This is a genomic window from Mesorhizobium sp. P3_A8, from assembly GCF_056402995.1.
This window is the reverse complement of record NZ_JBFUGI010000010.1, coordinates 21,860-47,495: the sequence shown is the minus strand read 5'-3', so window position 1 is coordinate 47,495 and position 25,636 is coordinate 21,860. Positions and strand designations below refer to the sequence as shown.

Sequence of the window (25,636 nt, the reverse complement as noted above, 5' to 3'; positions counted from 1 at the left end):
TTGCCCGAGATATAAACATATATTCTTTGTTTATACTTTCTCGAGTGCGAGGATTTCTGAGGAGAATTTCAAACGCTCTGTCGAGCGTTCAGGAGGAGGAACCAATGTCAATAAAGAGCATCCTAGACCACAAGATATCACGCAAAAGCTTCATCAGGGGTATGCCGGCCGCCGCTGCGGCGATCGCCGCCGTGCCGGGGCTCCAGCTTGCACAGGCCACCCCGGCCGCCGCGGCCGAAGCCGAAACCAAGCCCGGCTACTATGGTGCGCCACGCACCTGGATGTGGAACCCTAATGCCAACAGCATGGTCGACACGTCGAAGTGGAAGAAGGCGGGTCCTTATACGATCGGCTTTTCCAATGCGTCGATTTCCAATGCCTGGCGCGTCGCCTTCCAGCATGGCGTCCTCTGGTCGGCCGGCCAGCATCGCGACGAGATTGCCCATCTGCTGGTCACCGACGCCAACGACGATCCCTCCAAGCAGATCGCGGACATCCAGGATCTGATCAGCCAGGGCGTCGATATTCTCCTCATTGCGGCCTCTACCGAGGACGCGCTCGATTCCGTCGTCGGCCGCGCCACGGAACAGGGCATTCCCGTGGTCATGGTCGATCGCAAGGTGAAGACGCCGGCAAACTACATCACCTACGTCACCGCATCCGATTGGGCACTGGGCCGTCTCGAGGCGCAGTGGCTGTGCGAGACGCTGGGCGGCAAGGGCAACATCGTCATGCTGCCGGGCATCGCCGGATCAAGCGTCGCGGAAATCCGCATCAAGGCGAACGAGGAAGTGTTCTCGAAGTTCCCCGGCATCAAGGTGCTGGAAAAGCAGTATTGCGACTGGAATCCGGCCACGGGCAAATCGGTGATGGCTGCGCTGATCCAGAAGCACGGCAAGGCTATCGACGGCGTGCTGTCCGACAGCGCGCTGCAGGGCTATGGCGCGATCGAGGCGTTCCTCGACGCCGGCTACAAGGACGGCGAATTTCCGCCGATTACCGGCGGTGACGTTGCGCGGATGTATCAGCTGGCCAACCAGCACAACATCAAGATGGTCGGCATCGACTATCCGACGTCGATGGGCATCACCGGCATCGAAACGGCGCTCGACGTGCTCAAGGGCATTTCGGTTCCCGACAAGGTCGAGGTCAGCTTCCAGGTGGTGACGTCGCCAGGCGCCGATACGGTGTCCGTCAAGGGCGACCGGCATCTGCTCGACCATGTCAGCATGAGTGACCCGGGCGACCTGTCGCCAAGCAACGGACTGCCGGCTGGGTACAACCCTAGCACGTTCAATCCCGACTATCCGAAGTGAGCCTCCCAGCTCAACCGGGTGTGCGTCCACGGACGCGCACCCGGGTGTGATTTGATTGTTTTGAGCGTCGGATAATGTCCATTTCTGTTATCGAACTCAGCCAGATCGAGAAGGAGTATCCCGGCGTAAAACCCCTGGACAAGGTTGATTTCGCCGTGCAGCCAGGCGAGATTCACGCCCTTCTCGGCGAGAATGGCGCGGGCAAGTCGACCCTTATCCGCGTCATGGGCGGGGCCGTGAAGCCGAATTCCGGCGCCATCACCTATCTCGGCAAGCGGGTCTCCTGGCAATCGCCAAAGGCAGCGCGAGCCGCCGGCATCCATGTCATTCATCAGGAACTTGCGCTTTTTCCCGAACTGTCGGTGGCCGAGAACATTCTGGTCGACGCACAGCCTCGCGGCCGGTTCGGGCTCATCTCCAATCGCGCCCGCCACGCCCGCGCCGCCGAAATCCTCGCCCAGCTCGGGGTCAGCATTCCCACGCACGCCAGGATCGACGAACTGCCGCTTGCCGACCAGCAGATGGTCGAAATTGCAAAAGCTCTGGTCGGCAAGGTCAGGCTGCTCATTCTTGACGAACCGACCGCTGTCATTGCTGGCCATGAGGTCGACCTTCTGTTCGAGAACATGCGCAGGCTGCGCAACGAGGGCGTCGGCATCGTCTATGTCTCGCATCGGCTCGAGGAGATTTTCGAGATCGCCGACCGGGTGACAATCCTGAAGGACGGTCAGGTCGTCGGCACGAGTCCGGTGGGAGAGATCAGCCGCGAAGAGATGATCACCAAGATGGTTGGCCGCCGCCTCAGCCAGATCTATCCGGCGCGGCGCGCGGCGCCGGCGGACGGGCCGGACATCCTCAGCGTTCGCAACCTGCGGGCCGGTCCGCGCGTGCGCGACGTCAGCCTGAGCGTGAAGGCCGGAGAGATCGTCGGCGTGGCCGGCATGGTCGGCTCGGGGCGCACGGAAGTCGCGGAGGCCATTTTCGGCGCGCGCGCCGTCGAAGGCGGGGTGATCGAGTTCGACGGCAAGCCGTTCCCAGGGAGAGTGCCGAAGGATGCCATCGCTGGCGGCCTCGGTTTTCTGACCGAGAACCGCAAGGACGAGGGCCTCTTTCTCGGCCTTCCGATTTCCGCCAACATTATGGCGCCGGACCTCCAAGGCATCACGAGATATGGCCTGATCGAGCGCTCGCGAGAGCGTGCGCTGGCCGAGCGCCAGATCCACGATTTTTCGGTCGCAACACCTTCGCCCGATGTGAAGGTCGGCAATCTGTCCGGCGGCAACCAGCAGAAGGTGCTGTTCAGTCGCTGGTCCAGGATCGCCAATCGGCTGCTCATCCTCGACGAGCCGACGCGCGGCGTCGATATCGGCGCCAAGGTCGAGATCTACCGCATCGTCCGGCGTCTGGCGGATTCGGGCGTCGGCGTCCTGATGATCAGTTCCGAACTGCCCGAAATCGTTGGTCTGTCCGACAGGGTCTTCGTGATGGCCCAGGGTCGCGTCGTGGGCGAAGTCGAAGGCGACGCTCTCGGCGAGGAGGTAATCATGGATCTCGCGGTAAGATCGATCGAGCGTCACAAGGCGACAGCGGAGGAGATCGCATGAGCGCCATCGCCATGGATATTCGCCGCAACCGGTTGACGATGTCGTACCTGATCGTCGCGGTGCTGCTGGTCGTGCTTGCTGTTGCCGGGGGTTTCCTGTCCGACCGCTTCCTCACCTGGCGCAACATCGGCAATCTGTTCCAGCAGCTTATCGTGTTGGGCATGGTCAGCCTTGGCCAAACCTTCGTCGTGCTGATGGGCGGCATCGATCTGGCGATCGGCTCGCTGGTGAGTGCTCTGACGGTCTTCCTGGCGAACTTCCTTGAATGGCGCCCTGATCTGGTCTGGCTTGCACTGCCGCTGGCATTGGTCGCTGCCACCGCCGTCGGCGCGCTCAACGGGCTGCTGACGGTCGTGCTGCGCGTCCATTCGCTGATCGTGACGCTCGGCATGTCCTCTGTCATTTTCGGCGCAACGCTGATGTATCGCAAGGAACCGGGAGGCTCCGTACCGCGTGCTTTCGCCGACGTTGCCTATGCCAAGGTCGCGGGCATTCCGGTCAGTGCCATCATACTCGTCGCCATTTTCGCCCTGGCTGGTCTTTGGCTGCAGCGGACGCGTTCGGGCCGCAGCATCTATTTCGTCGGCGGTGATCGGGAAGCGGCAAGGCTGAACGGCCTGCCCGTCGACCGCATCGTCGTGCTTGCCTACGCGCTGTCAGGCCTGTGCGCCGGCATCGCGGCGATTTTCCTCACCGCCCGCACCGGTGTCGGCGATCCGCGCATCGGTGCTGCGCTGACACTTCAATCGGTGACGCCTGTCGTTGTCGGCGGCACCATATTGGCCGGCGGCAGGGGTGGCGTGCTTGGCACGTTCCTCGGCGTGCTGCTGGTCACCATGCTCAACAACCTGCTGAATTTCGTGAACGTCTCGTCTTACTACCAGTGGGTCATCCAGGGTCTCATCATCATCATCGCGGTCGGCATCCACACTTCGAGGCGGAGATAACGATGGCGCCTCTCGACACTCCGATGCCACGCTCACGAGGCCTGTCGCTCGCGACCATCCTCGAACGCTACGGGCTCTTGATCTTCCTGGCGGTGCTGATGGCGGTCGCCGCGGCGGCGTCGCCGACCTTCCTGCGGCCGGCCAACCTGGTCAATGTGCTGACCATCGCCGCACCGCTCGGCATGGTCGTGATCGGCCAGACATTCGTGATCCTGGTGCGCGGGCTGGACCTGTCCGTGGCGTCGCTGATGGCCACGGTCGCCGTGCTCGCCACAGCCTTCAAGGCCACCACCAACGACGCCATTCCGCTGATCTTCCTGGCGGCGATCGTCTTCTCGGCCATTGTCGGCCTGCTGAACGGTTGGCTGGTGGCCAGGCGCAACGTCAGTCCGTTCCTGGCGACGCTGGCGATGATGATCATCCTGCAGGGTATTCGCTTCGCCTACACCGGCGGTGCGCCGATCAGCACTTTGCCGCCTGGCATGGGCTTTCTGGCCTCCGGCCGCATTCTTGGCGTTCCCGTCAACCTGATGACGCTGGCGGTGCTGGCGATTGCTTTCGGCATCGTGCTGCATCGCTCGCGCCTCGGCCGCGAAATATTCATGGTCGGAACCAATCCCAAGGCCGCGTTCCTCAACGGCGTCGCGCCCGATCGCGTGATCATCCTGTGCTACGTGATCTGCTCGGTCTGCGCGGGAATAGGCGGGCTGTTCCTGCTCGGCTATGTCGGCACCGTTTCGAACTGGGTCGGCCAGGGCTACGAACTGGACTCCATCGTCGCCGCCGTCATGGGCGGTGTCGCGCTGACCGGGGGGCGCGGCAACATCTTTGCGGCGCTGCTTGGCGTGGCCGTGCTGATGGTGATCAACAATCTCGTGCTGTTGCTCGGATTTCCGATCGAGATGCAGCTCATCATCAAGGGCATCATCATCATCGGCGCGGCGGCGTTTTACCGGACGCGCCTCGTCTGACACGATGTTGCCATTGGACCGCAAGGGAGGAAGAAAATGACCGTTGAAGTTCTGGCGGATCGCAGTGCACGGGCAAGGCGCGACGAGGAAGTCGATGTCGTGATTGTCGGCGCTGGTCCATCCGGCTCGGTCGCCGCACTTCATCTGGCGCGTGCCGGCATTTCCGTCGTCGTGCTCGAGCAGGGCGAATGGCCGGACTATGCCGACTATACCGGTGCCCGTCCCGAGCACGAGCTTGTCAGCACCAAGCTCTGGCATCCCAATCCCAACGTGCGCGACAACCCGAACGACTATCCCGTCGACACCTCGACGACGGACATCAACCCGCTGATGTTTGCCGGCGTCGGTGGCAGCGCGACGCTCTACGGCGCGCAGTGGATGCATTTTCTGCCGTCCGACTTCCGCGTCCGCTCGATGGATGGCGTGGCCGAGGACTGGCCGTTCACCTACGAAGACCTGTTGCCCTACCAGCTCGAGATCGAGCGCGAAGTGGGCGTTTCCGGCCTTGCCGGCGATCCGGCCTACCCGCCGCGCGGCGCCTATCCCTTTCCGGCGCTCCCCATGGGCTCCGTCGGCCAGCGCGGTGCGCTGGGCATGGAGAAGATGGGCTGGCACTGGTGGCCCGGCAGCAACGCCATCCCGTCGGAGAAGTTCGGCGAACTCAATCCCTGCGTGCGCCGCGGAACCTGTCTTACCGGCTGTCCGGAGGGCGCGAAATCGACGACCGACCGGTCGCATTGGCCGCTGGCCCTGAAGGCCGGCGCGCGGCTGGTCACCCGTGCCCGTGTCAAGGAGATCGAGACCAACGACCAGGGGCTGGCGACCGGTGTCGTCTATGTCGATGCGAACGGTCGCGATCGGCGCCAGCGCGCCAAGGTGGTGATCCTGTGCGCCAACGGCGTCGGTACACCCCGGCTGCTGCTGATGTCGGGTGGAGCCGGGAACCAGGACGGCCTTGCCAACTCGTCGGGCATGGTCGGCAAGCGGCTGATGATGCATCCTTTTGCAAGCGTACTCGCCTCCTACCAGGATCCGCTGGATTCCTGGCGCGGTCCTTTCGGCCAGCAGGTCTATTCGCTGGAATTCTACGAGACCGACGAAAGCCGCGGCTTTGTACGCGGCTCGAAATGGAACTGCATGCCGTCGGGCGGACCGGTCGGCGTATCCGGCGCGACCGGGTCCAAGGTCTATGTCGCCGAAAGCGGCCGGTTTCAGGATTTCTGGGGTGCCAACCTGCATGAAAATGTGGCGCGCCGCTTCGGCCACTCGCTGATCTGGGGCATCGTCGGCGAAGATCTTCCGGAGGAGAGCAACCAGGTGGTGCTGTCGAAGGATCTGGTGGATTCCGATGGCCTGCCGGCGCCGCAGATTGTCTACAAGGTCAACGAGAACTCCAACCGGCTGCTGAAGTTCAACATCGACCGCTGCCTGGAATCGGTGCGCGCCGCCGGCGCCATCGAGACGCTGGTTTCGACGCCGGTGCGTGAATCCGGCTGGCATCTCATCGGCACCACCGTCATGGGCGACGATCCGAAGCGCTCGGTCGTCGATCAATGGGGCGCCTGCCACGACGTGCCGAACCTCTACGTCATGGATGCGTCGACCTTCCCGACCTCGGGCGCCACCAACCCGACGGCGACCATCATGGCGGTCGCGCTGCGCAACACGCGCCGCATGATCGCCGAGCGCCGCAACCAGAAGGTGGCCTGACATGTCGAACCAGAACACTTTCTTCGCGCTCGCCGACTTCCTCATCCCCGCGCATGGCGAGATGCCGAAGTTCAGCGACGTCTGCGGTTACGCCGATGTCGAGAAGTCGCTGGATTTTCGTATTGATCTGAAGCCGGGCTTTGCGCGCGGCATCTCGGTCGATCCGGCCAACGGCGCCGAGGCTCGCCTGGAAAGCCTCAACAAGGAGGATGGCGAAGCCTTCTCGGCGATCAGCACCATTGCCATCGCCACCTACTATATGAGCCCGCGCGTGCGCGAACTGATCGGCTATCCCGGCCAGGAGAACGTCCCCTACGATTCGAAGGCGACGCAGATCTACCTGACCAACGGCTCGCTCGGCCACGTCATCGCGCGCGGCCGCAAATATCGGCCGACTCCCGGCCTTTGATCTCCCAATCAACCGGAAAGGACAATCCAATGGGCAAAGACGTATTCGACAAGGGTTTTGAAATCCGCAAATCGGTTCTGGGCGCCGAATTCGTCGAGAAATCCTTCGCCAGCGCCGACGATTTCAATCGCCCGCTGCAGGAACTCGTGACGGAATATTGCTGGGGTGCCGTCTGGGGCCGCGACACGCTCGACAAGAAGACTCGCAGCATGCTGAACCTCGCCATGCTTTCCGCGCTCAATCGTCCGCATGAGCTGAAGATGCATGTGAAGGGCGCGCTGACCAACGGCGTGACCAAGGACGAGATCCGCGAAGTCCTTCTACAGGTCGTGATCTATGCCGGCGTGCCCGCAGGCGTCGATTCCTTCCGGGTGGCACGCGAAGCGATGCAGGAAGTCGGAGCATGACAACCCGTCCGCCGCTCGCCACGGAAAAACTCTCCATGCTGATCGGCGGCCGCTCGGCCGCCGCGCAGTCAGGGGATTTTTTCGAGTCCTTCGATCCTTTCACCGGCAAAGCTTGGGCGCTGGTTCCGCGCGCCGGCGTCGCCGATGTGGATGCGGCCGTTCAGGCAGCCGCGGCCGCCTTCCGCGGCGAGTGGCGGACGATGAACCCAAGCGCGCGTGGGCAGATCATGACGCGCTTTGCAGAGCTCGTGGCGGAGGAGGCCGAAAACCTGGCCGTTCTCGAAACCCGCGACAACGGCAAGCTGATCAATGAAATGCGGATGCAGTGCAAATACATTCCGCAATGGTTCCGCTTCTTTGGCGGTCTCGCAGACAAGATCGAGGGACGGGTCATCCCGATCGACAAGCCGGGCGTGTTCAACTACACGCGCCGCGAACCCCTCGGGGTTGTAGCCGCGATCACGCCGTGGAACTCTCCCTTGATGCTGGCGACGTGGAAGCTTGCCCCAGCGCTCGCCGCCGGCAACACGATCGTCTGGAAGCCGTCGGAATTCTCCTCGGTGTCGGCATTGTTCTTCGGCCGGCTTTTCGAGAAAGCCGGCTTTCCCAAGGGCGTCGTCAACATCGTCACCGGCTTCGGTCACGAAATCGGCGACCGCCTCGTCACCCATCCCGATGTCGCCAAAGTGGCCTTCACCGGCGGCGACGCGACCGGCCGCCGCGTCTACCAGGCTGCCGCTGGCGGGCTCAAGAAGGTCACGCTCGAACTCGGCGGCAAATCCGCCAACATCGTCTTTGCCGACGCCAAGATGGAGGCCGCCATTCCCGGCCTCGTTTCCGGCATTTTCGCCGCGACGGGGCAGACCTGCATCGCCGGTTCGCGCGCGCTTGTGCAGCGTTCCGTCTACGACCAGGTGACGGAAACACTGGTCGCCTTCGCCAGGACCGCGAAGATCGGTGATCCGCTCGATCCCGAGACCCAGGTCGGTCCGATCACCACCTTGCCGCAGCGCGCGAAAGTGCTCGATTACATCGGCATCGCCAACGGTGAGGGCGCCGCGCAATTGCTCGGCGGCAAGATACCCGAGGACACATCGATCGCCGACGGCTGGTTCGTCGAGCCGACGATCTTCGGTAACGTGAAGCAGTCCATGCGCATCGCCCAGGAAGAGGTCTTCGGACCGGTGCTATCGGTCATTCCCTTCGAGGATGAGGACGAGGCGGTGGCCATCGCCAACGACACCATCTACGGGCTTGCGGCCGGAATGTGGACTCAGGACCTCGGTCGGGCGATCCGCCTGCCCGAGCGGCTCGAGGCCGGCAGCGTCTGGGTCAACATGTACCGCGCCACCAGCTATCTCTCGCCTTTCGGCGGCTACAAGCAGTCGGGCATCGGCCGCGAGAACGGCCAGACCGCCATCTACGAATATCTTCAGGAAAAAAGCATCTGGATCGATGCCGGGAATTCCATTCCCGCACCGTTCGTCCAGCGCTGACCGACCAGATGCTTCGGGAGGAACCCATGACCATACGTTTCGATGCCGTGCCGCCACTCGATCCCAAGGTGGCGGCGTTCGTCGGCGGCAAGCATGCGATGCTGATCGGCAACGCGTGGCTCCCGGCGGCCTCGGGAAAGACGTTGGACGTGGACGATCCTTCGAACGGCCGGATCATTGCTGCCGTGCCGGCTGGCGACAGCGCCGATGTCGATCTGGCGGTCAAGGCCGCGCGGACGGCGATCGACGGTCCCTGGTCGAAAATGGTGCCAGCCGAGCGCGCGAAGTTGATCTGGAAACTCGCCGATCTGATCGATGCCAATGTCGATATGCTGGCAACGCTCAATTCCTATGAGAGCGGCAAGCCGATCGGCGATTCCCGCAATGGCGAGGTGCCGTTCACGGCCGAGACGTTCCGCTACTATGCGGGATGGGCCACCAAGATCAACGGCGAGACGATGACCATCAACGCGCCGGGTGATTGGCACGCCTACACCCGCCGCGAGCCGGTCGGCGTCGTCGGCCAGATCATTCCGTGGAACTTCCCGCTCAGCATGTTGGCCTGGAAGGTGGCACCGGCCCTGGCGGCCGGCTGCACGATCGTGCTCAAGCCAGCCGAGCAGACACCCCTCGGCGCGCTCTATTTCGGCCAGCTGGTCCAGGACGCCGGCTTTCCGGAAGGCGTGGTCAACATCCTGACCGGCTTTGGCGAAACCGTGGGTGCGGCGATGGCGGCCCATCCCGATATCGACAAGGTGGCTTTCACCGGTTCGACCGAAGTCGGCCGGCTGATCGCCCGCGCCGCGACCGGCAATCTCAAGAAGGTCAGCCTCGAGCTTGGCGGCAAGGCGCCGACCATCGTGCTGGGCGACGCCGATATCGACATGGCTGTGGCGGGAGCCTCGAGCGCGGCATTCTTCAATGCCGGGCAGAGCTGCGGCGCGGGAACGCGTTTCTTCGTTCACAAGAAGATCTACGACAAGGTCATGTCCGGGATCGCGGCGCGCGCCGAGAAGCTGAAGCTCGGCGCCGGGCTTGATCCCTCAACCGAGCTTGGCCCCGTCGTCTCACAGCAGCAGATGGAACGCATCACCAGGCTGATCTCCGAAGGCAGGAGCGACGGCGCCGAGATCGTCACCGGTGGCGCGCGTGCCGGCGACGTCGGCTATTTCGTCAAGCCGACGGTCATTTCCCGCACGCGGCCGGAAATGTCGGTGATCCGCGAAGAGATATTCGGGCCAGTGGCCTGCGCTATGCCGTTCGACGACGAGGATCTGGACAACCTCGCCAAGGACGCCAACGATACAGAATATGGCCTTGCCGCATCGATCTGGACCAACAATCTGGGCACCGCGCATCGGTTGGCCGCGAAGATCAAATCCGGCACGGTCTGGGTGAACTGCCATAACTTCAACGACGTCACCATGCCGTTCGGTGGGTTCAAGCAATCGGGCTGGGGGCGAGAACTTGGCGAACAGGCGCTCCAGCTTTACACCGAGACCAAGACCGTCGCGATCCGGCTGCCATAGGCGAGGGGCGGCCGATGTCCTGCTACGAGACGATCGATGCGCGGTTCGGGGATCTGATCGACCCTGTCGCATTCCTCGAAACCATCCATACGGGAAATCGTTGGGCGGAGGGACCGGTTTATTTTGCCGACCTTCGCTCTCTGATCTGGAGTGATATTCCCAACGACCGCATGCTGCGCTGGGACGAGGACACGGGGGCGGTTTCGCTGTTCCGAAGCCATGTCTCCAACCCGAACGGCAACACGCGCGATCGCAACGGAAGGCTGGTCACCTGCATGCAAGGGGAGCGTCGCGTCGTGCGCACCGAATGGGACGGCTCGATCACCGTGCTGGCCGCCTCTTTCGATGGCAAGCCTTTGAACTCGCCGAACGACGTAGTCGTGAAATCCGACGGCAGCATCTGGTTCACCGATCCTAATTACGGGATCATTTCAGACTATGTCGGGCGCAAGGGCCTGCAGGAGCAGGCTGGCTGCCACGTCTATAGGATCGACCCGCAGTCGGGGATGATCACAGTCGTTGCCGATGATTTCTCAATGCCGAACGGGCTCGCCTTCTCGCCTGACGAGAAGCACCTTTATATTTCGGACTCCGGCTTTCTCACCGATCGCAGCGCTCCGCATCACGTCAGGCAGTTTGACGTCGACGGCGACAGATTGGTAAATTCTCGCGTCTTCGCCGACATATCACCTGGCATTCCGGATGGCTTTCGCGTTGATATCGCGGGCAATCTCTGGATCAGCGCATGGGATGGCGTACAATGCCATACGCCCGAAGGTGAACTCATCGGGAAAATTCAGGTGCCGGAGATGGTTGCGAACCTGGCCTTTGGTGGGCCGCGCAACAATCGGCTGTTCATCACGGCGACAACATCGGTCTATGCCGTGTTCCTGAATGTTCGAGGCCAGAAGTACCCGTTCGGCACGTGACACCATTGGGGGAGCATGGAAGCGCCGCAGCAGCGGATGGTTAGGGTGAAAGTTGGACACGAAGCAGCTACAGGTATTCATCGCCGTCGGTGCGGCTGGCAGCTTCTCCAAGGCCGCGCTCGACCTCAATGTCACCCAGCCTATGGTCACGCGTCATATTCGCGGGCTTGAGGAGGAACTCGGCGTCGAGCTGTTTTATCGCAACGGCCGCGGTGTCGTGCTGACCGAGGCGGGCGTGCTTTTGAAGGCCCATGCCGACGAGATCGTCGAGCGGATGCGGCTGGCGCATAATGCCGTCTCGAACCTCAAATCCTCGCCGAAGGGAAGGTTGGTGCTGGCCGTGCCGCCTTCGGTCGGCACCGTGCTGACGGTGCCGCTGGTCAAGAAGATCAAGAACGAGTTTCCCAATGTCGCGCTGCAGGTGATCGAAGGTTTCAGCGGCCATATCCTGGAATGGCTGATCGCTGGTCGCATCGATGCCGCCGTGCTCTACAATTCGCCGAACCATCCTTCCGTGCTGACCGAACCGCTGGCCGATGACGAACTGTTTCTGATCGGACCGGTCTTGTCCGAGCGCGTGCTGCCGCGCGGGCCGGTCGGCCTCAACATCTTCGCCGAACTGCCGATGATACTGCCCAGCCGCCCGCACGGGCTGCGGCGGCTCATCGACAATACCCTGGCGGAGCATGGCATCTATCCGCGTGTCGAGATGGAACTGGAGGCGATGCCTTCAACCTTGCTGCTTGTCGAGGAGGGTACTGGCTATACGGTTCTGCCCTATGCTTCCGTGCATCTCCTTGTCGAGGCTGGCCGCATCGAGGTCTGGCCATTCGACCCGCCGATTACCCGACAGCTGATCCTCGCGACCTCCTCGCAGCGACCGATGTCCTCGAACTTTCGCCCACTCTTCCGCGCGGTGCGCACGGAACTGCGAGACATCATTTCCACCCACATCTGGAAACCATTGACGCCATCTTGAAAACCGATGGGCTCGGACTTGCGTCCATGGTGCAGATAGAAGCGTCGGCGGCGACGTTCGGTTATCATTGTTCGTCGATTCGATGGCTGCGTGAGCCTGACGTATTCATCAGATCCAGATGACTCTTGCGATGTCTTGCATAGAGATGTCTGCATTTTGCCGATTTGTCCGCAGCCGGGACCGCCGCTTCCGGCCTTTTACGCCCTTCCTGCAACTCGCATGCGCCTTTTTCTTCCCGTAACGTTGATTCGCAGGCTGGACGTTGTCCTGCGGCTATCCATTTTTGCCAGCCGACGCCGTTGGCGGTTAACCCGGAACCAAGCCGTAAGCGAGGTCCATCTTCTTGGTGTTTGTCTTGAAGCGAGAGCTATCGACCAGCAGGCGCTTGCCCCAGCTATCCTCTCTCCTCATATGGAAGCCTGTATCCCGCAATATCGCAAAGAGACATTCCCTGTTGGGCACCCAGAAGTTGGTGATGTCGTTCGCCAGAGTGCCCGCTTCGTAATATCGCGCCACCGCCACACCCGGCATCAGTTCCGGCTCAAACTGCGTTTCGACAAGCAGGCGGCTACGGCACAGTCGCGCTACGATATCGAGCGCGCGTATCATGTCGGGCAGGTGATAAAGGACACCTAGAAACAGCACGAGGTCGAATTCGCCAAGATCCGAAGCGGGTATGTCGTACAGGTTCATCTGCCTGTAATCGAACTCCAGGCCGGTAAGGCGCTCCATGGCCCCAAATCCATGACCATCCTTGGCCCGGTAGTCGATTGCCGTGACCTGGGCTCCACGACGCGCCATGTTCATGGAAAAGAACCCATCCGAAGGGCCGATGTCCAACGCCCGCATGCCGGTCATATCGGTCGGCAACTGCAGTTTTTCGAGTAGAAATTGGGGATCGTAGCTGCCTGGAGTGACCACCCCGGGGAACACTTCGAACTTGTGATGCCAGTGCGTCACTTTTGAAACGATCGCTTGGGCGCGCTCCCTTTCAGCCGAACTCGACGCTGGTGCTTGGTAGTGCATCTCTCTAATCTCCAACCAAGGTCCTGCGTCAATCAGGAGATGAAGGTTTGATCCAAAAGTGCCACGTCGGTCACGACACTGCCAGGCGACTATGCATGCGCACCCTGTCGTTGCCAACAGACCAGCCGAATTCCTGCGGGGTCTCACCGATGTTGAACCAAAAGCGCTTGGGCGTCATGCGCGCGTGAAGGTCGACCACATCCGCTCCGCCCGGCCCCGCAAGCATTTATCGTTGGAAATATCGTGACCCGCAGAACCGCCATAGTCGTCGTTGGAATGCATCGCAGCGGTACGTCCGCCTTGACGCGAATGCTCAGCCTTCTGGGAGCATCATTGCCGCGCAACCTCTATGGTGAGGAACTGGGCAATGTGTCAGGCCATTGGGAACCCGAAGCTGCAATTCGTCTCAACGACCAGATCCTGGATCTGGCTGGATCGCCGGTGAACGATGTCAACGGACCGTCTCCCGCCTGGCTGGAAACGCCTGCCGCGACAGCCTTCGTCGACACGCTGAAGGACCTGATCTCCGCTGAATACGGAGACGCTCCGCTCTTCGTGTTGAAAGACCCACGCATCGCACTGGTGTTCCCGCTTTGGGAGGCCGCGTTGGCCAAGCTCGATATACGCTGCGTTGCCGCAATTATTTCGCGCAATCCGGCAGAAGTCGCACTGTCGCTGGCGAAGCGCCAGGGCCTGGCGGGAGATAGCCAGCCCTGGTCCTTGGAGCGCGGCGGTCTGGTGTGGTTGCGCTACAATTTGGCGGCAGAGGAGCATACGCGGTCGATCAACAGGGCGTTCTGCGATTATTCGCAGCTGCTTGACGACTGGAGATCAGTCGCAGCCCGCCTCGGCGATGAACTCGACATCCGGTGGCCGGTGTCCATCCCTGACGCTGCCTCCGATATCGACAGTTTTCTGTCGCAGGAGCTCCGACACCATCGCGAGTCCGATGACCTTGGCTCGAGCCCGGGGATCTGGACGACATGGATAGCGCCGGTGTTCGCGGAGATGCGCGGCGCCGGTCGGGGCCACCCTCTCGATCGTGCCGTTTTCAGCGCGGTAAGGCAGTCGTTCGATGAAGTCTATGAATGCATCCGGCATCCTGCCTCGCACCAATCCATAGTTCGCAGCACCCAGCGTTGCATAAGAGTCATGCGTCGTGGGAAGGGCCGACGAAGAGTATGTCTTGTCGGCGATCTGTTTTGGAAGCCTGCCCCCGGCACCAAGGATGAGAGAGCCGCAATCGACGCTGCCATTGCCGCGGACATCGATATTTCTATCGTCGAAATCGGCACTTTCCAGTCAGCTGATGTCGACTCCTTTGCCGAGTTCGCCCAAAGCCGTGGCTTCGACGTTGAATATCTCGGTATCGATGACCCTCCAATCCAGCCCTCGTTCCTGGCATCGACAATCCAGTTGCTCAGATACGCCCGCGGCCAGGCATTCGATGCAGTTCTTTTCCAGGATCGGGATGGCCTGGCCTACGCCAGTGCCATCGCCAATCAGACAGATCTGGCCTTTGACGGAGTGCCGCTCGCCGTCGTGGCCATGGGAAGCTCTGGTCGCACCCGGCAGCAGCAAGGCGAGTTTCCCTCAAACCTGATGACGATCGGCATCGAGCATCTGGAGAAAATGGCGTTCGAGTTTGCCGATTTCGTCATCCTGCCGCGTCCCGAGATCGCGCAATGGATGACCGAGCAAGGATGGCGAACGGCCTCAACGCTCTCAATCGGCGATGAGACGCCCGAAAACGATTGGTTTCGTGCTTTTCAACAGATCCTGCCGATGAAAGCCGGAATTTCGGTCAAGCAAACGCCGCGTAGGGATGCAGCCGACACCACTGTGCTGATTACGTCTTACGAGCAACCACGCCTTTTGGAACAGAACTTACAAGGCCTGATGCAGCAGACGGAGAAGGGCTTTTCCGTTGTCGTGGTCGATGACGGAAGCAGAGGCGTGGAGGCCCGGGAATATCTGGAGACGGTCGAGGATCGGTTTCGCCCGCTGAACCTGAAATTGATAAGGCAGGAGAACAGGTACCTTGGCGCCGCGCGCAACACCGGCATACGGGCGGCGGCGACCGAGTTCGTCATCCTGCTTGACGACGACAACGTGGCGTTTCCAGACATGGTCGGGACCCTTTGCAGTGCCGCCCGAACGTCCAAGGCCGATGTGGTGACCTGTGGAATCAAACATTTCCATGATGAAACCCAGCCACCAGACGCTGCGACGCATGGGAATGGAACGGAGCATTATTTTTCGGCAGGCCCAGTTCYCCTCGGCGCCATCCACAACTGCTTCGGCGACTGCACGGGCATTTATCGAACTGACATATTTGGCCAGGTCGGTGGCTTCCACGAAATCCACGGCGTCACTTACGAAGACTGGCAGATGCATCTGCGAATTGCCGTCGCGGGATTCCGTATCCTGAGCCTGCCTGAGCCTCTGCTTTGGTACCGGATACGCAAGGCCAGCATGCTACGCTCGACGCGGCCCTACACAAATGCACGCGTGATAGCGTCCGTGATCGACTCGCTACCGTCTTCGGCCCTGGCTCCCCTTGGCGACTACCTTATCGGCACGGAGTTGGAGCAAAGCAGGCTCAACGGGGATCTGGAACGGCTTGGCGTTCGAGCAGCGCTTGAGCGACAGATCACTCAGGCGATTATGGCCACCGGCTTGACGGGCGAGGTCGGCCGATATGTTGGCAGCTTGCAGGCTGCCTTGGAAGAGCGCTCGAAAAGCGCTTCGGAGGCCGCTCGCTACGCGAACTCCCTGGAACGCGCGTTAGCCGAGATGCGGGCCGCGAATGAAACCGCAACCGAATATGCGAAGAGCCTCGAAAAGTCGCGGGCCGAGATGGAAACCTACGCCAAGACGCTCGAGGCCGAACTGAAGAAAATCAACTCCGGCTAACAGGCGTTGACAGGCCGGCATCCCTTGGAACAGTAAGGCGGTGGCTTATGAAAAGAGCCGGAAGCGGATGAGATACCAGATCGCCTTGACGCCATCGCGCCAGCCGATTTTCTTGCCCTCCTCGTAGGTGCGGCCGAAATAGCTGATGCCGACCTCATAGATACGCCAGCGGTTGGCCAAGGCAATCTGGGCACTGAGTTGGATCTCGCAACCGAAATCGTTGCAGGTCAGGCGCAGGTGCCTCATGACTTCCCGCGTGAACATCTTGTAGCAGCACTCGATGTCGGTGAGGGTCTGGTTGTAAAGAAGATTGAACACCAATGAGATGAAGCGATTTGCGACATAGTGGTGGAAATAGAGCGAGCGATGAGGCCGGCCGTAGAAGCGTGAGCCGTAGACGACGTCCGCCACTTTGCGCCGGTCGATGAGGTCGTACATGACGGCCCAATCCGCGGGATCGTATTCCAGGTCCGCGTCCTGAACCACAATGACATCACCGTTGGCTTTCGCCAGCCCGGTCTGCAGGGAAGCGCCCTTTCCGCTGTTTTTGTCGTGGTAGAGCGGCATTATCGTGACGCGGGCAGCTGCTGATTCATTCGTGATGACCAGGTCTCCGTCGACCCCGACGGTTATACAGGTGCCATTGCGGGCACCGGTTGGAAAATTGGCCAGCAGCCACTCCCGCGTACCATCGCGGGATCCGTCGTCGACGATGATGATCTCCTTCTCCACCGTGGGAAGCGCCGCACTTGCCATCGCCAGCACGAGCGGCAACGTCGCGACTTCGTCGTAGACCGGTATGATTACAGAGAGCATGAAACCTCGGGCCTATGATGTCGGCTTCCGCCGGAGCCGGCAGTGCCTGTCAAGACAGGACGACCGACACGGTCATGACGACGCCGACAGCGGCGAACAGCACCCGGTAGCATCGTTGCAGCCGGCGAAGACTCTCGGGCGTCAGACCAGCCCGTATGGCCTGGAAGGAAGCCAACAGGTGCACCGGAATGAGCCCGGCGGCAAAGACGAGTGTTGGTGGCACAAATCGGAGCGCGCCCAAGGCAGCCACAAACGCATATGCCAGGATGAAGAGAACGAGACCGGCGCCGAAGCTTCTTGCCTTGCCGAAAGCCACGGCGTTCGTCCTGATCCCGTTGAGGCGATCGACCTCATGATCACTTGCCTCGTGCGTGAAATGGCCGGCGGTGAATACCAGCCCGAAGAAACAACTGACGACAAGCGCCCGAATGTCGATGGCGCCGAAAGCCGAATAGCCCAGCAGGAAATGCACCGACCCGCCGACGAAATGGAGGGCCGAGTTGAGGAGCGGAGACCCCTTCCAATGCAACGCGGGAGCAGAATACAGGGCGCTCAGCCCGGCAATCACCACGGCGAACAGGAGTACTCTCGTGTTGAGCAACCCGAACAGGACAAGACTGATCGCGAGCAACAAGCCCGCGATGTAGCCGACTTCCGTTCGCGTCAGACCTTTTGCGGCAAATGTTCTGTTGGCTCGCTTCGGGTCTTTGACATCGCCGTCGATTCCCGACCAGTCGTTGATAACAAAGACATGAGCCACCAGGCAAACATTTGCCGCCATCATGACGGCCAGGGCCAGGACATGGGTCACCGAAAATGACCCGGCTGAAAAAACCGCGCCGATCAGCGGTGTTGCCTGGAGCGCGGCGACTTCGTCGAACCGGATGCAAGACAACCAGCGTGCCGCCAGCCGATACGCTGCGGGGCGACTTTGAACAGCTGTGTCGGTCGTGATTCTCGTCAATTGTCACCCGCACTTCTGTTTTGGGCCGCCAGAGGCACAGGGAAGTTTTGCAAGCATGATCTCATTCTCGAAATAGAGCCTTAACCAGAGCGCATATCCGAAATCCTGTGACCAATAGAAGCGTTTTACCGTCGCCGTGAGGTCATTGTGATAGAGGAGCGGAGGCGCGCGGCTAAGCAGGTCGAAGTCGTCCGCGGCAATCGCACGCAGCAATTCGCTGGTTTGCTGATAGAATTCATACGAGCCACCACCAGTCTCCATCTGCCGAAGCTGCTCCGCGGCCCGAACCCAGATGTCCTGGCCGGGCGTTTCAGTCCGTAGTCGCGCTTGCGGGAACTGTGGCACGCATCCTGCCTTTTCCAGATCCGCCAAGCGCAGCCTGACCATAAGCGGCGCACCGGCATAGTAGACCCAGATATCGTCGTCGGCCGCCTTTAGCGACAGCGCTTCGCAGAGCGCATGCGCGGCTGGCTTGTCCACCTGCTCGAGAAACAGCAAAATATGCATCTGGATCCCTACATCGGCCGGGTTGGGGTCATGTCCAGGATCAAGGCATTGATATTTGTCGCGCGGCGCGAGCCAGGTCCGATAGAGGCCGTCCGCCCGCTTGAATTCTGTCATCATGGCAAGCGCGGATTGCCGCAATTCCATCCTGTCGCTGGGCGCGACACGCCAGGTGAGGGCAGTGTCGTCCGAATCCGGCGTGATGGCGCAGCCAAGAGTTCCAATCGTTGGCGCGTCCGGTCGTCCGTGATAGCGCACAAGCCCGCTTTGCTCGATCTGGGTGGTCAGGAACTGGCGCACCCTTGCCAGCATGTCGGTTGCACCCGCCGCTTCGGCCACCGGATTGAGTACATCGAGGATGACGGCGTTGAGATAGGTATTCATCTCCTGGCGCGGCTGCTCGAAGCGCGTTGCGGACGAATACGCCGTCAGCCAATAACCGCTGGCCTGCTGGCGGCTTTCGAGCATCTGCCGTGCGCGCCGTGCTGCGCTCGGGAGGTCCGTGACATGCTCGAAAGCTTCGTTGCCTTGCGCGACGAAGAGTGAAGTCTGCTTCAGCAGGCGCGGCTCGCCGCCTTCGGTGGCGCGCACCAATACCGCCAGAAGGTGCTCTCCTGGGGCGAGTTGATCGATTGGCATGGTAAGGCGCCAACCGGCCGGGCTCGATTGCCCAAGCGTCTTCTCGACATCGGGCCGCGAGAAGAAGGCCCTGGTTCCAGCGCCGGGCCGGCCATCGATCAACACCGCGACGTCACTTGGAGAATGGTTGTTGGTCAGTGCCCATCCCAGGACCTCGACCTGTCGGCGCACGAGCCCGCCGGTGCTTGCCTCGCCAGGCAGGATGTTGACGGCATCGATATTGCCGCGCAGATCAACGATCAGGTCGGGTTGGACGTGCGGATGCATCAGTTCCGCGACAAAGGCGGCATTGCGAATGTCCCATGCGGGCCGCATCCGGTCTGGTCCCTGGGTGGAGATGACGGGCATATCGGCAACGCCAGTGTACCAGAACGCGCCAACGGTCTGGATCGAGATTGCCACAAGGGATGCAAGCGCAAATGCCACCCGCCCGCTGCGGGAAAGAGCCTGGACCACGGGCGGAAGCAGCCAGATGAGCATGGGCAGCATGTCTGTCAGCCACCGCGGACCCCAGGACAGACCCTGCCTCCAATCGATCATGGCATAGAGAAGCAACTGGATGACCATGGCGCAGCCAACGGCCGCGGTGAGTCCCCGCCCCAGGCGCTCGGTTGCTATTCGTCGGCAAAAGATCAGAACGAACATCAGGAAGGGCGAAAATACAAATAGCCCTCGGGTCGGGCTGAAAAGCAGGCCAGCAATGCCGCCCACGATGCTGTCGTTGAAATTGTCGGCGCGGACATGGACCGCATAAGCTCCGGCAACATTGCCGACGAGCATGATGTTGTAGCTCAGGACCAAAACAACGGGGATCAGGCCCGCCAGGACGAACAAAGGCCGCATGCGGCCGGCCCACCACAGGCCGTAGAGACCAAGCCCAGCCGCCAGAATGGCATCGGGCTGACGGTTTGCTGCGATAAGTCCGCAAAGCAGGCCTGCCAGGAAAATCCGCCACGTTGTGGCAGGTCCCGTGAGCAACAGCATCGTAGCCACGATCAGGACTTGGGCGAGCCCGTGCATCCACAGAGCCTGACTGCTGATGACCCACGTCGTCGTGCCAAATGCATAAAGCAGCGTGAGAATGACGGCCATGTTTTGATCGGTGCGCCGTCGCAAAAGCAGATAGATCAGAGCGACCGACAGCGCCGCCAACGAAGAAGCACAGAGCTTTTCCATGATGCGTGCGACTTTGTCGAAAACCAGCGGATCGGAACCATGATGGTTCAGATAGACGACGGCCGGCAGGTAAAACGGGGAGAGGATGACCGGAACAACAATGGGAAACTTTGAGACATAGTTGTCTCCACGAACCTTCAGAATCCAGTGAGCCGTATCGCCTTTCTCCAGCGTTGCCGGGGGCTTTCGTCCCTGAGCTACGGTGGTCAGAATTGGGTTCAGGGTCAGGCTGTGGTTCTGCCAGATTGAAAAGGGCAGGTAGCGCGCTGCATAGCTGTCAGCCGCCGTTATCGAGCGCAGGTTTGCATTGTAGACAAGAAGGGAAAGAAGCCCGAGCAGCAGCGCGACGGCCGCATCGCGGGCGCAACTGCGCCGAAACGCCGGCTTCGATGCCGCCTGGTCCGGGACACGGGTCGTGATCGCCCCAGTCGCCAACAATCTTCCCCGTTGTGATTTTCTGCCAAAGGTCATAGGGGCACGCACCGCGTTCGACAACGATCGTCTTGGCGCTTCAACAGGATCGTTTAGAGTGCTGGAGTCGCGCCTGGTTTACCGGCCGTCCCGAGAGGTATAATTGCTGGCATTGAACGAGCAGTCCCCAAGGCGGGCAAATCTCATCGGTATCGGCGCGCCGCGAACAGCCACAAGCAGTCTGGCCAGAATGCTTGGCGCCACGCGGAAAGTTTTCATACCCCCGGAAAAGGAAGTTAATGGCTTCGGCATCGACGCCGATATGGCCGAAGCCCGCTATGAAACGCGCTTCGCCGACGCACGCAGTGACTGCCGCTATCTGGCGGATATCTCTCCGGTCTACCTTTCAAGCCGGCAGGCGGCCGAACGGATACAGTCCTACAATCCCGAAGCAAAAATCATCGCAACGCTGCGGGAACCCGTCAGCCGTGTGATTTCGCAATACAGACACATGAAGGCAAAAGTAGACGTGTCCCTCGGCCCGGAACTCGCGTTTGATATCGATGCGTATCTGAGAGCCGGGCTCGCCGAGATGAAAAGCGCGCAACATCAGGAAAATTCCTGGTACTCGGCGTCTCTGAACATCGCCCACTCGTTCTATGGCAGCAACCTGCGCCGCTACTATGATCTCTTTCCCAGAGATCAGATAATAGTCCTCATCTATGAGGATCTGATAAGACCCCGCCGCTTCTGGGAAAAGGGGATATGGGAACAAGATCTGCAGAGGTTCCTGGGCATCAAAGTCAGCCAGAGAGTTTGGGACAATCGCGCGAAGGGCTCCAAAATGGCTGTTTCGGATGAAGTAGCGGGCGACTTGAAAGCGTTGTTCGCGGCAGAGGTCGCCATAACCAGCGACCTGATCGGACGCGATCTGAACCAGATGTGGGGCTACTGACGCGCGCCGTGTCGAAGCGTTCCCAAATAGCTTCAACTTGGACCCTACACTGACCCCAGTTCCGATCCGTATCGAGACCGTCGATCCGCCGCGAGACTTCCCCCTTTTCACCGAGTACTTGACCAGCCTTGTTTGATGCCCACAGTCCTGGGCCGTGATGCCTGTTGTCGACGCCGGCTCATTTGCCACGCCTGTCCTCCCGCGTTTGAATTGTGGCGGCTCAACGCATGCGCTATGGCGAAGTTTCTAATGTACCGGCGAGGGAAGATTCGAGCCAAGCATGAGGAATGTGTTTTTTACGATTTCGTCGTGGAACTACCTCCACTATTCCCGGACCGTGGCATCCTCCTTCGCCCGTCATCATCCCGATTTTTCATGTGTGATCGCGATCTGCGACAAGCCTCGCGATGACCTGGGAAAGGACGCGTTTCCCGAGTTCGACGATCATGTTTTTTTCGACGATCTCGATCTTCCGGATCGTCATGCTCTGAGTTTTCGCTACGATGTCATGGAGCTGAACACGGCCATCAAGCCGACGATGTTTCGTCGACTGTTCGCCGAAGGTTTTGATCGCGTCATTTACCTCGACCCCGACATCTTCGCCTATCGTCGCTTCGACGAGCTGTTGGCGGCGTTTGACGCCGGAGCTTCCTCGATACTGACGCCGCACGCGCTCGAACCCAACCTTCATGCAGAGAGTCCGAACGACCTGACCTTCCTGCGCGCCGGCGTCTACAATCTGGGATTTCTGGCCCTGGCCAAGACGAAGGAGACGCTGGCCCTGCTGGAATGGTGGGAGACACGTCTGCAAAAGGAATGTGTCTGGACCCGGATATCCGACGGAATTTTCGTAGATCAGAAATTCATGGACCTGTGGCCGGCCTATTGCCCCGGCACGCACATCCTGCGCGATCCGGCCTACAACGTGGCGTATTGGAACCTGGATTCGCGCACGATCACGAAGAAGGGCGACGACTACGACGTCAACGGTTCGCCGCTGGCCTTCTTTCACTTCAGCGGGATCATGCCCAGCGATCGAAGTGTCCTCTCCAAGCATCAGCAGCGCTGGAAGCCGAATTCCACCCCGGAATTGGCGACCTTGCTGACGGACTATCACCAGCAATTGGAAGATCACGGCGCCAGCAGATTTTCTTCGATGCCCTACGGCTTCGGGACATTCGCCGACGGAACCGCAATTCCGATCCTGGCGCGCGTGCTGTTTCGCGAGAAGCTTGAGCCGATCGAAGGTGACCCCTTCGCCGTCATGCCCGACTATCTCGACCGTCCAGCCGATGTCGATCCAAATCCCGGTGGCGTGGTCACGGAACTCGCGCGCACACTTTGGGCGGCGCGGCCGGATTTGCAGTTCCACTTCCCGCTCAGGGAAGCCCAGGCGCAGGTCAACTTCGCCGACTGGTATGTCACCGGCGGTGCCACGTCGGCTGGGATCCCAGCGCGGTTCATTGACACCGTTGCCAAGAGAATTGATCGGCTCGGCTCATCCATCACGGCTGCAGAAGGTGTGACAAGCGCTTCAGGCAGAGCGGTATCGATCGCCACGCGTCGTGTCGCGCGTGGTATTTATAGAGCTCTGCTGAGGGCCGAGCCCCGTATTCGATGGCTCTACAGAAAGGTACCGGCGGCTAGGCGAAGGCAGGTTCTCGATGCGCTCCTGCGACGCGGATGGCCCACCAATTTCGACGCAACAACCAAGGCCGCGCTTGTGCCCGGTCTTTCTCTGATCGGTTATCCCTTTTCGGAGACGGGCGTTGGCGAGGGCATGCGTCTGTTGGCAAGCTCGATCGAAAGCGCCAACATCGGCTACGACGTCACGAATTTCGATCAGCAGGTAACCTCGTCACGTGGCGATCGGGCGCTGGCGTCTCGAGTTGCCGAGCGACCATCGAAAACGGTGAACGTTTTCTGCGTGAACGCTGACATGCTGGGATCGACCATCCAGGGAATAGGCAACGACATTCTTCCCAACAGGTACAATGTCGTGCGCCCGTTCTGGGAATTGCCCAACATCAATCCGCAATGGCTGGACGCCTTGCAGCAAGTGGACGAGATCTGGGCCCCGACGACCTTTGTCCGCGACGCGTTCGTGGCGGGGACGGATCGCCCCGTTACGCATATTCCGGTCGCTATATCCATCCCACCCGACATAGCGCCGAACCGGGAGCGATTTCATATTCCCGCCACCTCGACCGCATTTCTCTTCGCGTTCGATTTTTCGTCCTACCCGGACAGAAAGAACCCGGATGCCGTCCTGCAGGCATATCTGCACGCGTTCGGGCAAGACAGCGATCGTCGGGTGTCCCTCGTCATCAAGACAATGGGAAGCAGCCCGCAAAAAAAAGCGATCCTGAATACAATTCGCAGCCTGGCACAGGCGGACAACAGGATCATCCTGATCGACGAGGTTCTGACCCGATCCGAAACATACAGCCTGACGGCATCGTGCGATGTCTTTGTGTCTCTACATCGCTCGGAAGGCTTTGGATTGGGAATTGCCGAAGCCATGGCCATGGGCAAGGCAGTCATCGCGACGGACTATTCGGGAAGTAAGGATTTTGTCAGCCCTCAGACGGCATTTCCGATTCCTTACCGGCTGATCGGCGTGGAACCTGAACAGTATCCTTATTTTATCCCAGGGCAGAAATGGGCGGACCCCGATGTCATCGAAGCCGCCCGGATCATGACGTTACTGGCTGGGCAAAGCGATTTGATCACCGCCATCGGCGAGCGTGCCCGCTCCTATATGGCCGCAATGCACAGCCCACAAGCCGTGGGCAAGATGATCGCAAACCGCCTCCAGGATATCCACGGATACAGAAATCTCTATTTGCGCTAGTCGAGACGCGAACCGAGCAATAGTTGAATTTCGATCCGGGGCACATGAGCGAGCCCGTGCTTTCTATCCGTCATCTGGTCAAGCGCTTCGGCGGCCTGACAGCGGTCGATGATGTCAGCTTAGATATCGCGGCGGGCGAAGTGGTTGCCTTGCTCGGCGACAATGGCGCCGGCAAGTCGACATTGATAAAATGTGTCTCGGGAGTCTATCAGCCTGATGGCGGCGAGATCTGGTTCGGCGGCAAGCCACAGATTTTCTCGAGCCCGATTGCCGCCCGCGATGAAGGCATTGAGACCATCTACCAGGAGTAAGGGCGCGCCGGCCATAACATAGGTCGTTAGCCCTTTCGATTTCCGTTTCTACTGCGCGCCTCATGGCAAGGCGTCTTTATTCGTAGATGAGGCCCTTGCGCTGCAAGCGCTCGCGCATGTCGTTGACATCGAGACTGAACTTGCCCGCGGCATAGAGGCTGCGCTTTTCTTCTTCCATCGCCTCGCGCTTGCGGGCGATTTCGAGGATCTTTGCAGCGGTTTCGCGCGGCACCACGCACACGCCGTCGTCATCGGCTACGATCACGTCGCCGGGCCGGATGTGGGCCCCGGCGCAGACGATCGGCACCTGGACGTTGCCGAGCGTCTCCTTGACCGTCCCCTGTGCGCTGATCGCCTTCGACCAGACCGGGAAGGCCATGGAGCGCAAGGTCGACACATCGCGCACGCCAGCATCGATGATGAGGCCCCTGATGCCTTGCGCCTTGGCCGATTCAGCCAGCAGGTCGCCGAAATAGCCGTCGTCGCAAGGCGAGGTCGGGGTGACGACCAGGATGTCGCCTGGTCGCGCCTGTTCCAGGGCGACGTGGATCATCCAGTTGTCGCCCGGCGCGACTTCACAAGTCAGCGCGTTGCCGCCAATCCTGGCGCCATCATAGATGGGCCGCAGCCGCGCGGCGAGCAGGCCCGTCCGTCCCTGCGCCTCGTGAACCGTGGCCACGCCAAGTTGGCCAAGAGCATCGCAGGTCTCGATCGGCGTACGCTCGGTCTTCGTGACGACTTTGGCCATCGGTGTTCTCCCGTAACGA

General features: G+C 60.7%; 20 protein-coding genes. 15 read left to right on the top strand and 5 right to left on the bottom strand.

Going from position 1 to position 25,636, the window contains the following annotated elements; all coding sequences use genetic code 11:
- Nucleotides 1-104 precede the first annotated feature (104 nt).
- From AC1DX4_RS22785 to AC1DX4_RS22735, 11 genes are all read left to right on the top strand, one after another.
- Complete coding sequence (locus AC1DX4_RS22785; protein WP_477222433.1) at nt 105-1,316, top strand: substrate-binding domain-containing protein; 1,212 nt, start codon at nt 105-107, stop codon at nt 1,314-1,316.
- 74 nt (nt 1,317-1,390) lie between these two features.
- Nucleotides 1,391-2,920, top strand: a complete 1,530-nt coding sequence (locus AC1DX4_RS22780) for a sugar ABC transporter ATP-binding protein (RefSeq protein ID WP_477222432.1) — start codon at nt 1,391-1,393, stop codon at nt 2,918-2,920.
- Nucleotides 2,917-3,867, top strand: coding sequence for an ABC transporter permease (locus AC1DX4_RS22775; protein WP_477222431.1), 951 nt, complete (start codon nt 2,917-2,919; stop codon nt 3,865-3,867). Before AC1DX4_RS22780 ends, AC1DX4_RS22775 begins: the two co-directional genes overlap by 4 nt.
- A 2-nt stretch (nt 3,868-3,869) precedes the next feature.
- On the top strand, nt 3,870-4,838 hold the full coding sequence (locus AC1DX4_RS22770) for an ABC transporter permease (protein WP_477222430.1): 969 nt from the start codon (nt 3,870-3,872) through the stop codon (nt 4,836-4,838).
- Nucleotides 4,839-4,874: 36 nt separating this feature from the next.
- Complete coding sequence (locus AC1DX4_RS22765) at nt 4,875-6,548, top strand: GMC family oxidoreductase (RefSeq protein ID WP_477222429.1); 1,674 nt, start codon at nt 4,875-4,877, stop codon at nt 6,546-6,548.
- A 1-nt stretch (nt 6,549) separates the two neighbouring features.
- Nucleotides 6,550-6,957 carry a hypothetical protein gene (locus tag AC1DX4_RS22760; protein WP_477222428.1) on the top strand — a complete coding sequence of 136 codons (408 nt, stop codon included), beginning with the start codon at nt 6,550-6,552 and terminating at the stop codon, nt 6,955-6,957.
- A gap of 29 nt (nt 6,958-6,986) precedes the next feature.
- Nucleotides 6,987-7,364 (top strand): carboxymuconolactone decarboxylase family protein, encoded by a 378-nt coding sequence (locus tag AC1DX4_RS22755; RefSeq protein ID WP_109661499.1) that lies wholly within the window; start codon nt 6,987-6,989, stop codon nt 7,362-7,364.
- Nucleotides 7,361-8,860: an aldehyde dehydrogenase gene (locus AC1DX4_RS22750; RefSeq protein ID WP_477222427.1), complete on the top strand. Its 1,500-nt coding sequence runs from the start codon at nt 7,361-7,363 to the stop codon at nt 8,858-8,860. Before AC1DX4_RS22755 ends, AC1DX4_RS22750 begins: the two co-directional genes overlap by 4 nt.
- A gap of 26 nt (nt 8,861-8,886) precedes the next feature.
- Nucleotides 8,887-10,389: an aldehyde dehydrogenase family protein gene (locus tag AC1DX4_RS22745; protein WP_477222426.1), complete on the top strand. Its 1,503-nt coding sequence runs from the start codon at nt 8,887-8,889 to the stop codon at nt 10,387-10,389.
- 14 nt (nt 10,390-10,403) lie between these two features.
- Complete coding sequence (locus AC1DX4_RS22740) at nt 10,404-11,318, top strand: SMP-30/gluconolactonase/LRE family protein (RefSeq protein WP_477222425.1); 915 nt, start codon at nt 10,404-10,406, stop codon at nt 11,316-11,318.
- A 52-nt stretch (nt 11,319-11,370) separates the two neighbouring features.
- Entirely contained in the window at nt 11,371-12,297 is a 927-nt protein-coding gene (locus tag AC1DX4_RS22735) for a LysR family transcriptional regulator (RefSeq protein WP_477222424.1), read from the top strand.
- 306 nt (nt 12,298-12,603) lie between these two features.
- On the opposite strand, the gene AC1DX4_RS22730 is transcribed toward AC1DX4_RS22735, so the two are convergent.
- The gene (locus tag AC1DX4_RS22730; protein WP_477222423.1) at nt 12,604-13,323 is read right to left on the bottom strand and encodes a class I SAM-dependent methyltransferase; all 720 of its coding nucleotides are present in this window, start codon (nt 13,321-13,323) and stop codon (nt 12,604-12,606) included.
- A 243-nt stretch (nt 13,324-13,566) separates the two neighbouring features.
- Between AC1DX4_RS22730 and AC1DX4_RS22725 the strand changes: the two genes are divergently transcribed.
- Nucleotides 13,567-16,239 (top strand): glycosyltransferase, encoded by a 2,673-nt coding sequence (locus AC1DX4_RS22725; protein ID WP_477222422.1) that lies wholly within the window; start codon nt 13,567-13,569, stop codon nt 16,237-16,239.
- 45 nt (nt 16,240-16,284) lie between these two features.
- On the opposite strand, the gene AC1DX4_RS22720 is transcribed toward AC1DX4_RS22725, so the two are convergent.
- The 3 genes from AC1DX4_RS22720 to AC1DX4_RS22710 are packed head-to-tail and all read right to left on the bottom strand — an operon-like array spanning nt 16,285 to nt 20,809.
- Nucleotides 16,285-17,055 (bottom strand): glycosyltransferase family 2 protein, encoded by a 771-nt coding sequence (locus tag AC1DX4_RS22720; protein WP_477222421.1) that lies wholly within the window; start codon nt 17,053-17,055, stop codon nt 16,285-16,287.
- Between the two features lie 49 nt (nt 17,056-17,104).
- Nucleotides 17,105-18,019, bottom strand: coding sequence for a UbiA family prenyltransferase (locus AC1DX4_RS22715; RefSeq protein WP_477222420.1), 915 nt, complete (start codon nt 18,017-18,019; stop codon nt 17,105-17,107).
- Between the two features lie 3 nt (nt 18,020-18,022).
- Entirely contained in the window at nt 18,023-20,809 is a 2,787-nt protein-coding gene (locus tag AC1DX4_RS22710) for a hypothetical protein (protein WP_477222419.1), read from the bottom strand.
- 103 nt (nt 20,810-20,912) lie between these two features.
- Here AC1DX4_RS22710 and AC1DX4_RS22705 point away from each other — a divergent pair, with 103 nt between their 5' ends.
- The 3 genes from AC1DX4_RS22705 (at nt 20,913) to AC1DX4_RS22695 (ending at nt 24,869) form a co-directional block, all read left to right on the top strand.
- Nucleotides 20,913-21,704, top strand: coding sequence for a sulfotransferase family protein (locus AC1DX4_RS22705; protein ID WP_477222418.1), 792 nt, complete (start codon nt 20,913-20,915; stop codon nt 21,702-21,704).
- Between the two features lie 280 nt (nt 21,705-21,984).
- Nucleotides 21,985-24,558, top strand: coding sequence for a glycosyltransferase (locus AC1DX4_RS22700; protein ID WP_477222417.1), 2,574 nt, complete (start codon nt 21,985-21,987; stop codon nt 24,556-24,558).
- Between the two features lie 44 nt (nt 24,559-24,602).
- Nucleotides 24,603-24,869, top strand: a complete 267-nt coding sequence (locus AC1DX4_RS22695) for an ATP-binding cassette domain-containing protein (RefSeq protein ID WP_477222416.1) — start codon at nt 24,603-24,605, stop codon at nt 24,867-24,869.
- A 76-nt stretch (nt 24,870-24,945) separates the two neighbouring features.
- Here the strand turns inward: AC1DX4_RS22695 and AC1DX4_RS22690 are convergent, their stop codons facing one another.
- The gene (locus AC1DX4_RS22690) at nt 24,946-25,617 is read right to left on the bottom strand and encodes a 4-carboxy-4-hydroxy-2-oxoadipate aldolase/oxaloacetate decarboxylase (protein ID WP_477222415.1); all 672 of its coding nucleotides are present in this window, start codon (nt 25,615-25,617) and stop codon (nt 24,946-24,948) included.
- Nucleotides 25,618-25,636 lie beyond the last annotated feature (19 nt).

Bases quoted from the DNA above. Each gene is read 5' to 3' on its own strand.
- AC1DX4_RS22785 (WP_477222433.1), top strand. From the start codon at position 105: ATGTCAATAAAGAGCATCCTAGACCACAAGATATCACGCAAAAGCTTC.
- AC1DX4_RS22780 (WP_477222432.1), top strand. From the start codon at position 1,391: ATGTCCATTTCTGTTATCGAACTCAGCCAGATCGAGAAGGAGTATCCC.
- AC1DX4_RS22775 (WP_477222431.1), top strand. From the start codon at position 2,917: ATGAGCGCCATCGCCATGGATATTCGCCGCAACCGGTTGACGATGTCG.
- AC1DX4_RS22770 (WP_477222430.1), top strand. From the start codon at position 3,870: ATGGCGCCTCTCGACACTCCGATGCCACGCTCACGAGGCCTGTCGCTC.
- AC1DX4_RS22765 (WP_477222429.1), top strand. From the start codon at position 4,875: ATGACCGTTGAAGTTCTGGCGGATCGCAGTGCACGGGCAAGGCGCGAC.
- AC1DX4_RS22760 (WP_477222428.1), top strand. From the start codon at position 6,550: ATGTCGAACCAGAACACTTTCTTCGCGCTCGCCGACTTCCTCATCCCC.
- AC1DX4_RS22755 (WP_109661499.1), top strand. From the start codon at position 6,987: ATGGGCAAAGACGTATTCGACAAGGGTTTTGAAATCCGCAAATCGGTT.
- AC1DX4_RS22750 (WP_477222427.1), top strand. From the start codon at position 7,361: ATGACAACCCGTCCGCCGCTCGCCACGGAAAAACTCTCCATGCTGATC.
- AC1DX4_RS22745 (WP_477222426.1), top strand. From the start codon at position 8,887: ATGACCATACGTTTCGATGCCGTGCCGCCACTCGATCCCAAGGTGGCG.
- AC1DX4_RS22740 (WP_477222425.1), top strand. From the start codon at position 10,404: ATGTCCTGCTACGAGACGATCGATGCGCGGTTCGGGGATCTGATCGAC.
- AC1DX4_RS22730 (WP_477222423.1), bottom strand. From the start codon at position 13,323: ATGCACTACCAAGCACCAGCGTCGAGTTCGGCTGAAAGGGAGCGCGCC.
- AC1DX4_RS22720 (WP_477222421.1), bottom strand. From the start codon at position 17,055: ATGCTCTCTGTAATCATACCGGTCTACGACGAAGTCGCGACGTTGCCG.
- AC1DX4_RS22710 (WP_477222419.1), bottom strand. From the start codon at position 20,809: ATGACCTTTGGCAGAAAATCACAACGGGGAAGATTGTTGGCGACTGGG.
- AC1DX4_RS22700 (WP_477222417.1), top strand. From the start codon at position 21,985: ATGAGGAATGTGTTTTTTACGATTTCGTCGTGGAACTACCTCCACTAT.
- AC1DX4_RS22695 (WP_477222416.1), top strand. From the start codon at position 24,603: ATGAGCGAGCCCGTGCTTTCTATCCGTCATCTGGTCAAGCGCTTCGGC.
- AC1DX4_RS22690 (WP_477222415.1), bottom strand. From the start codon at position 25,617: ATGGCCAAAGTCGTCACGAAGACCGAGCGTACGCCGATCGAGACCTGC.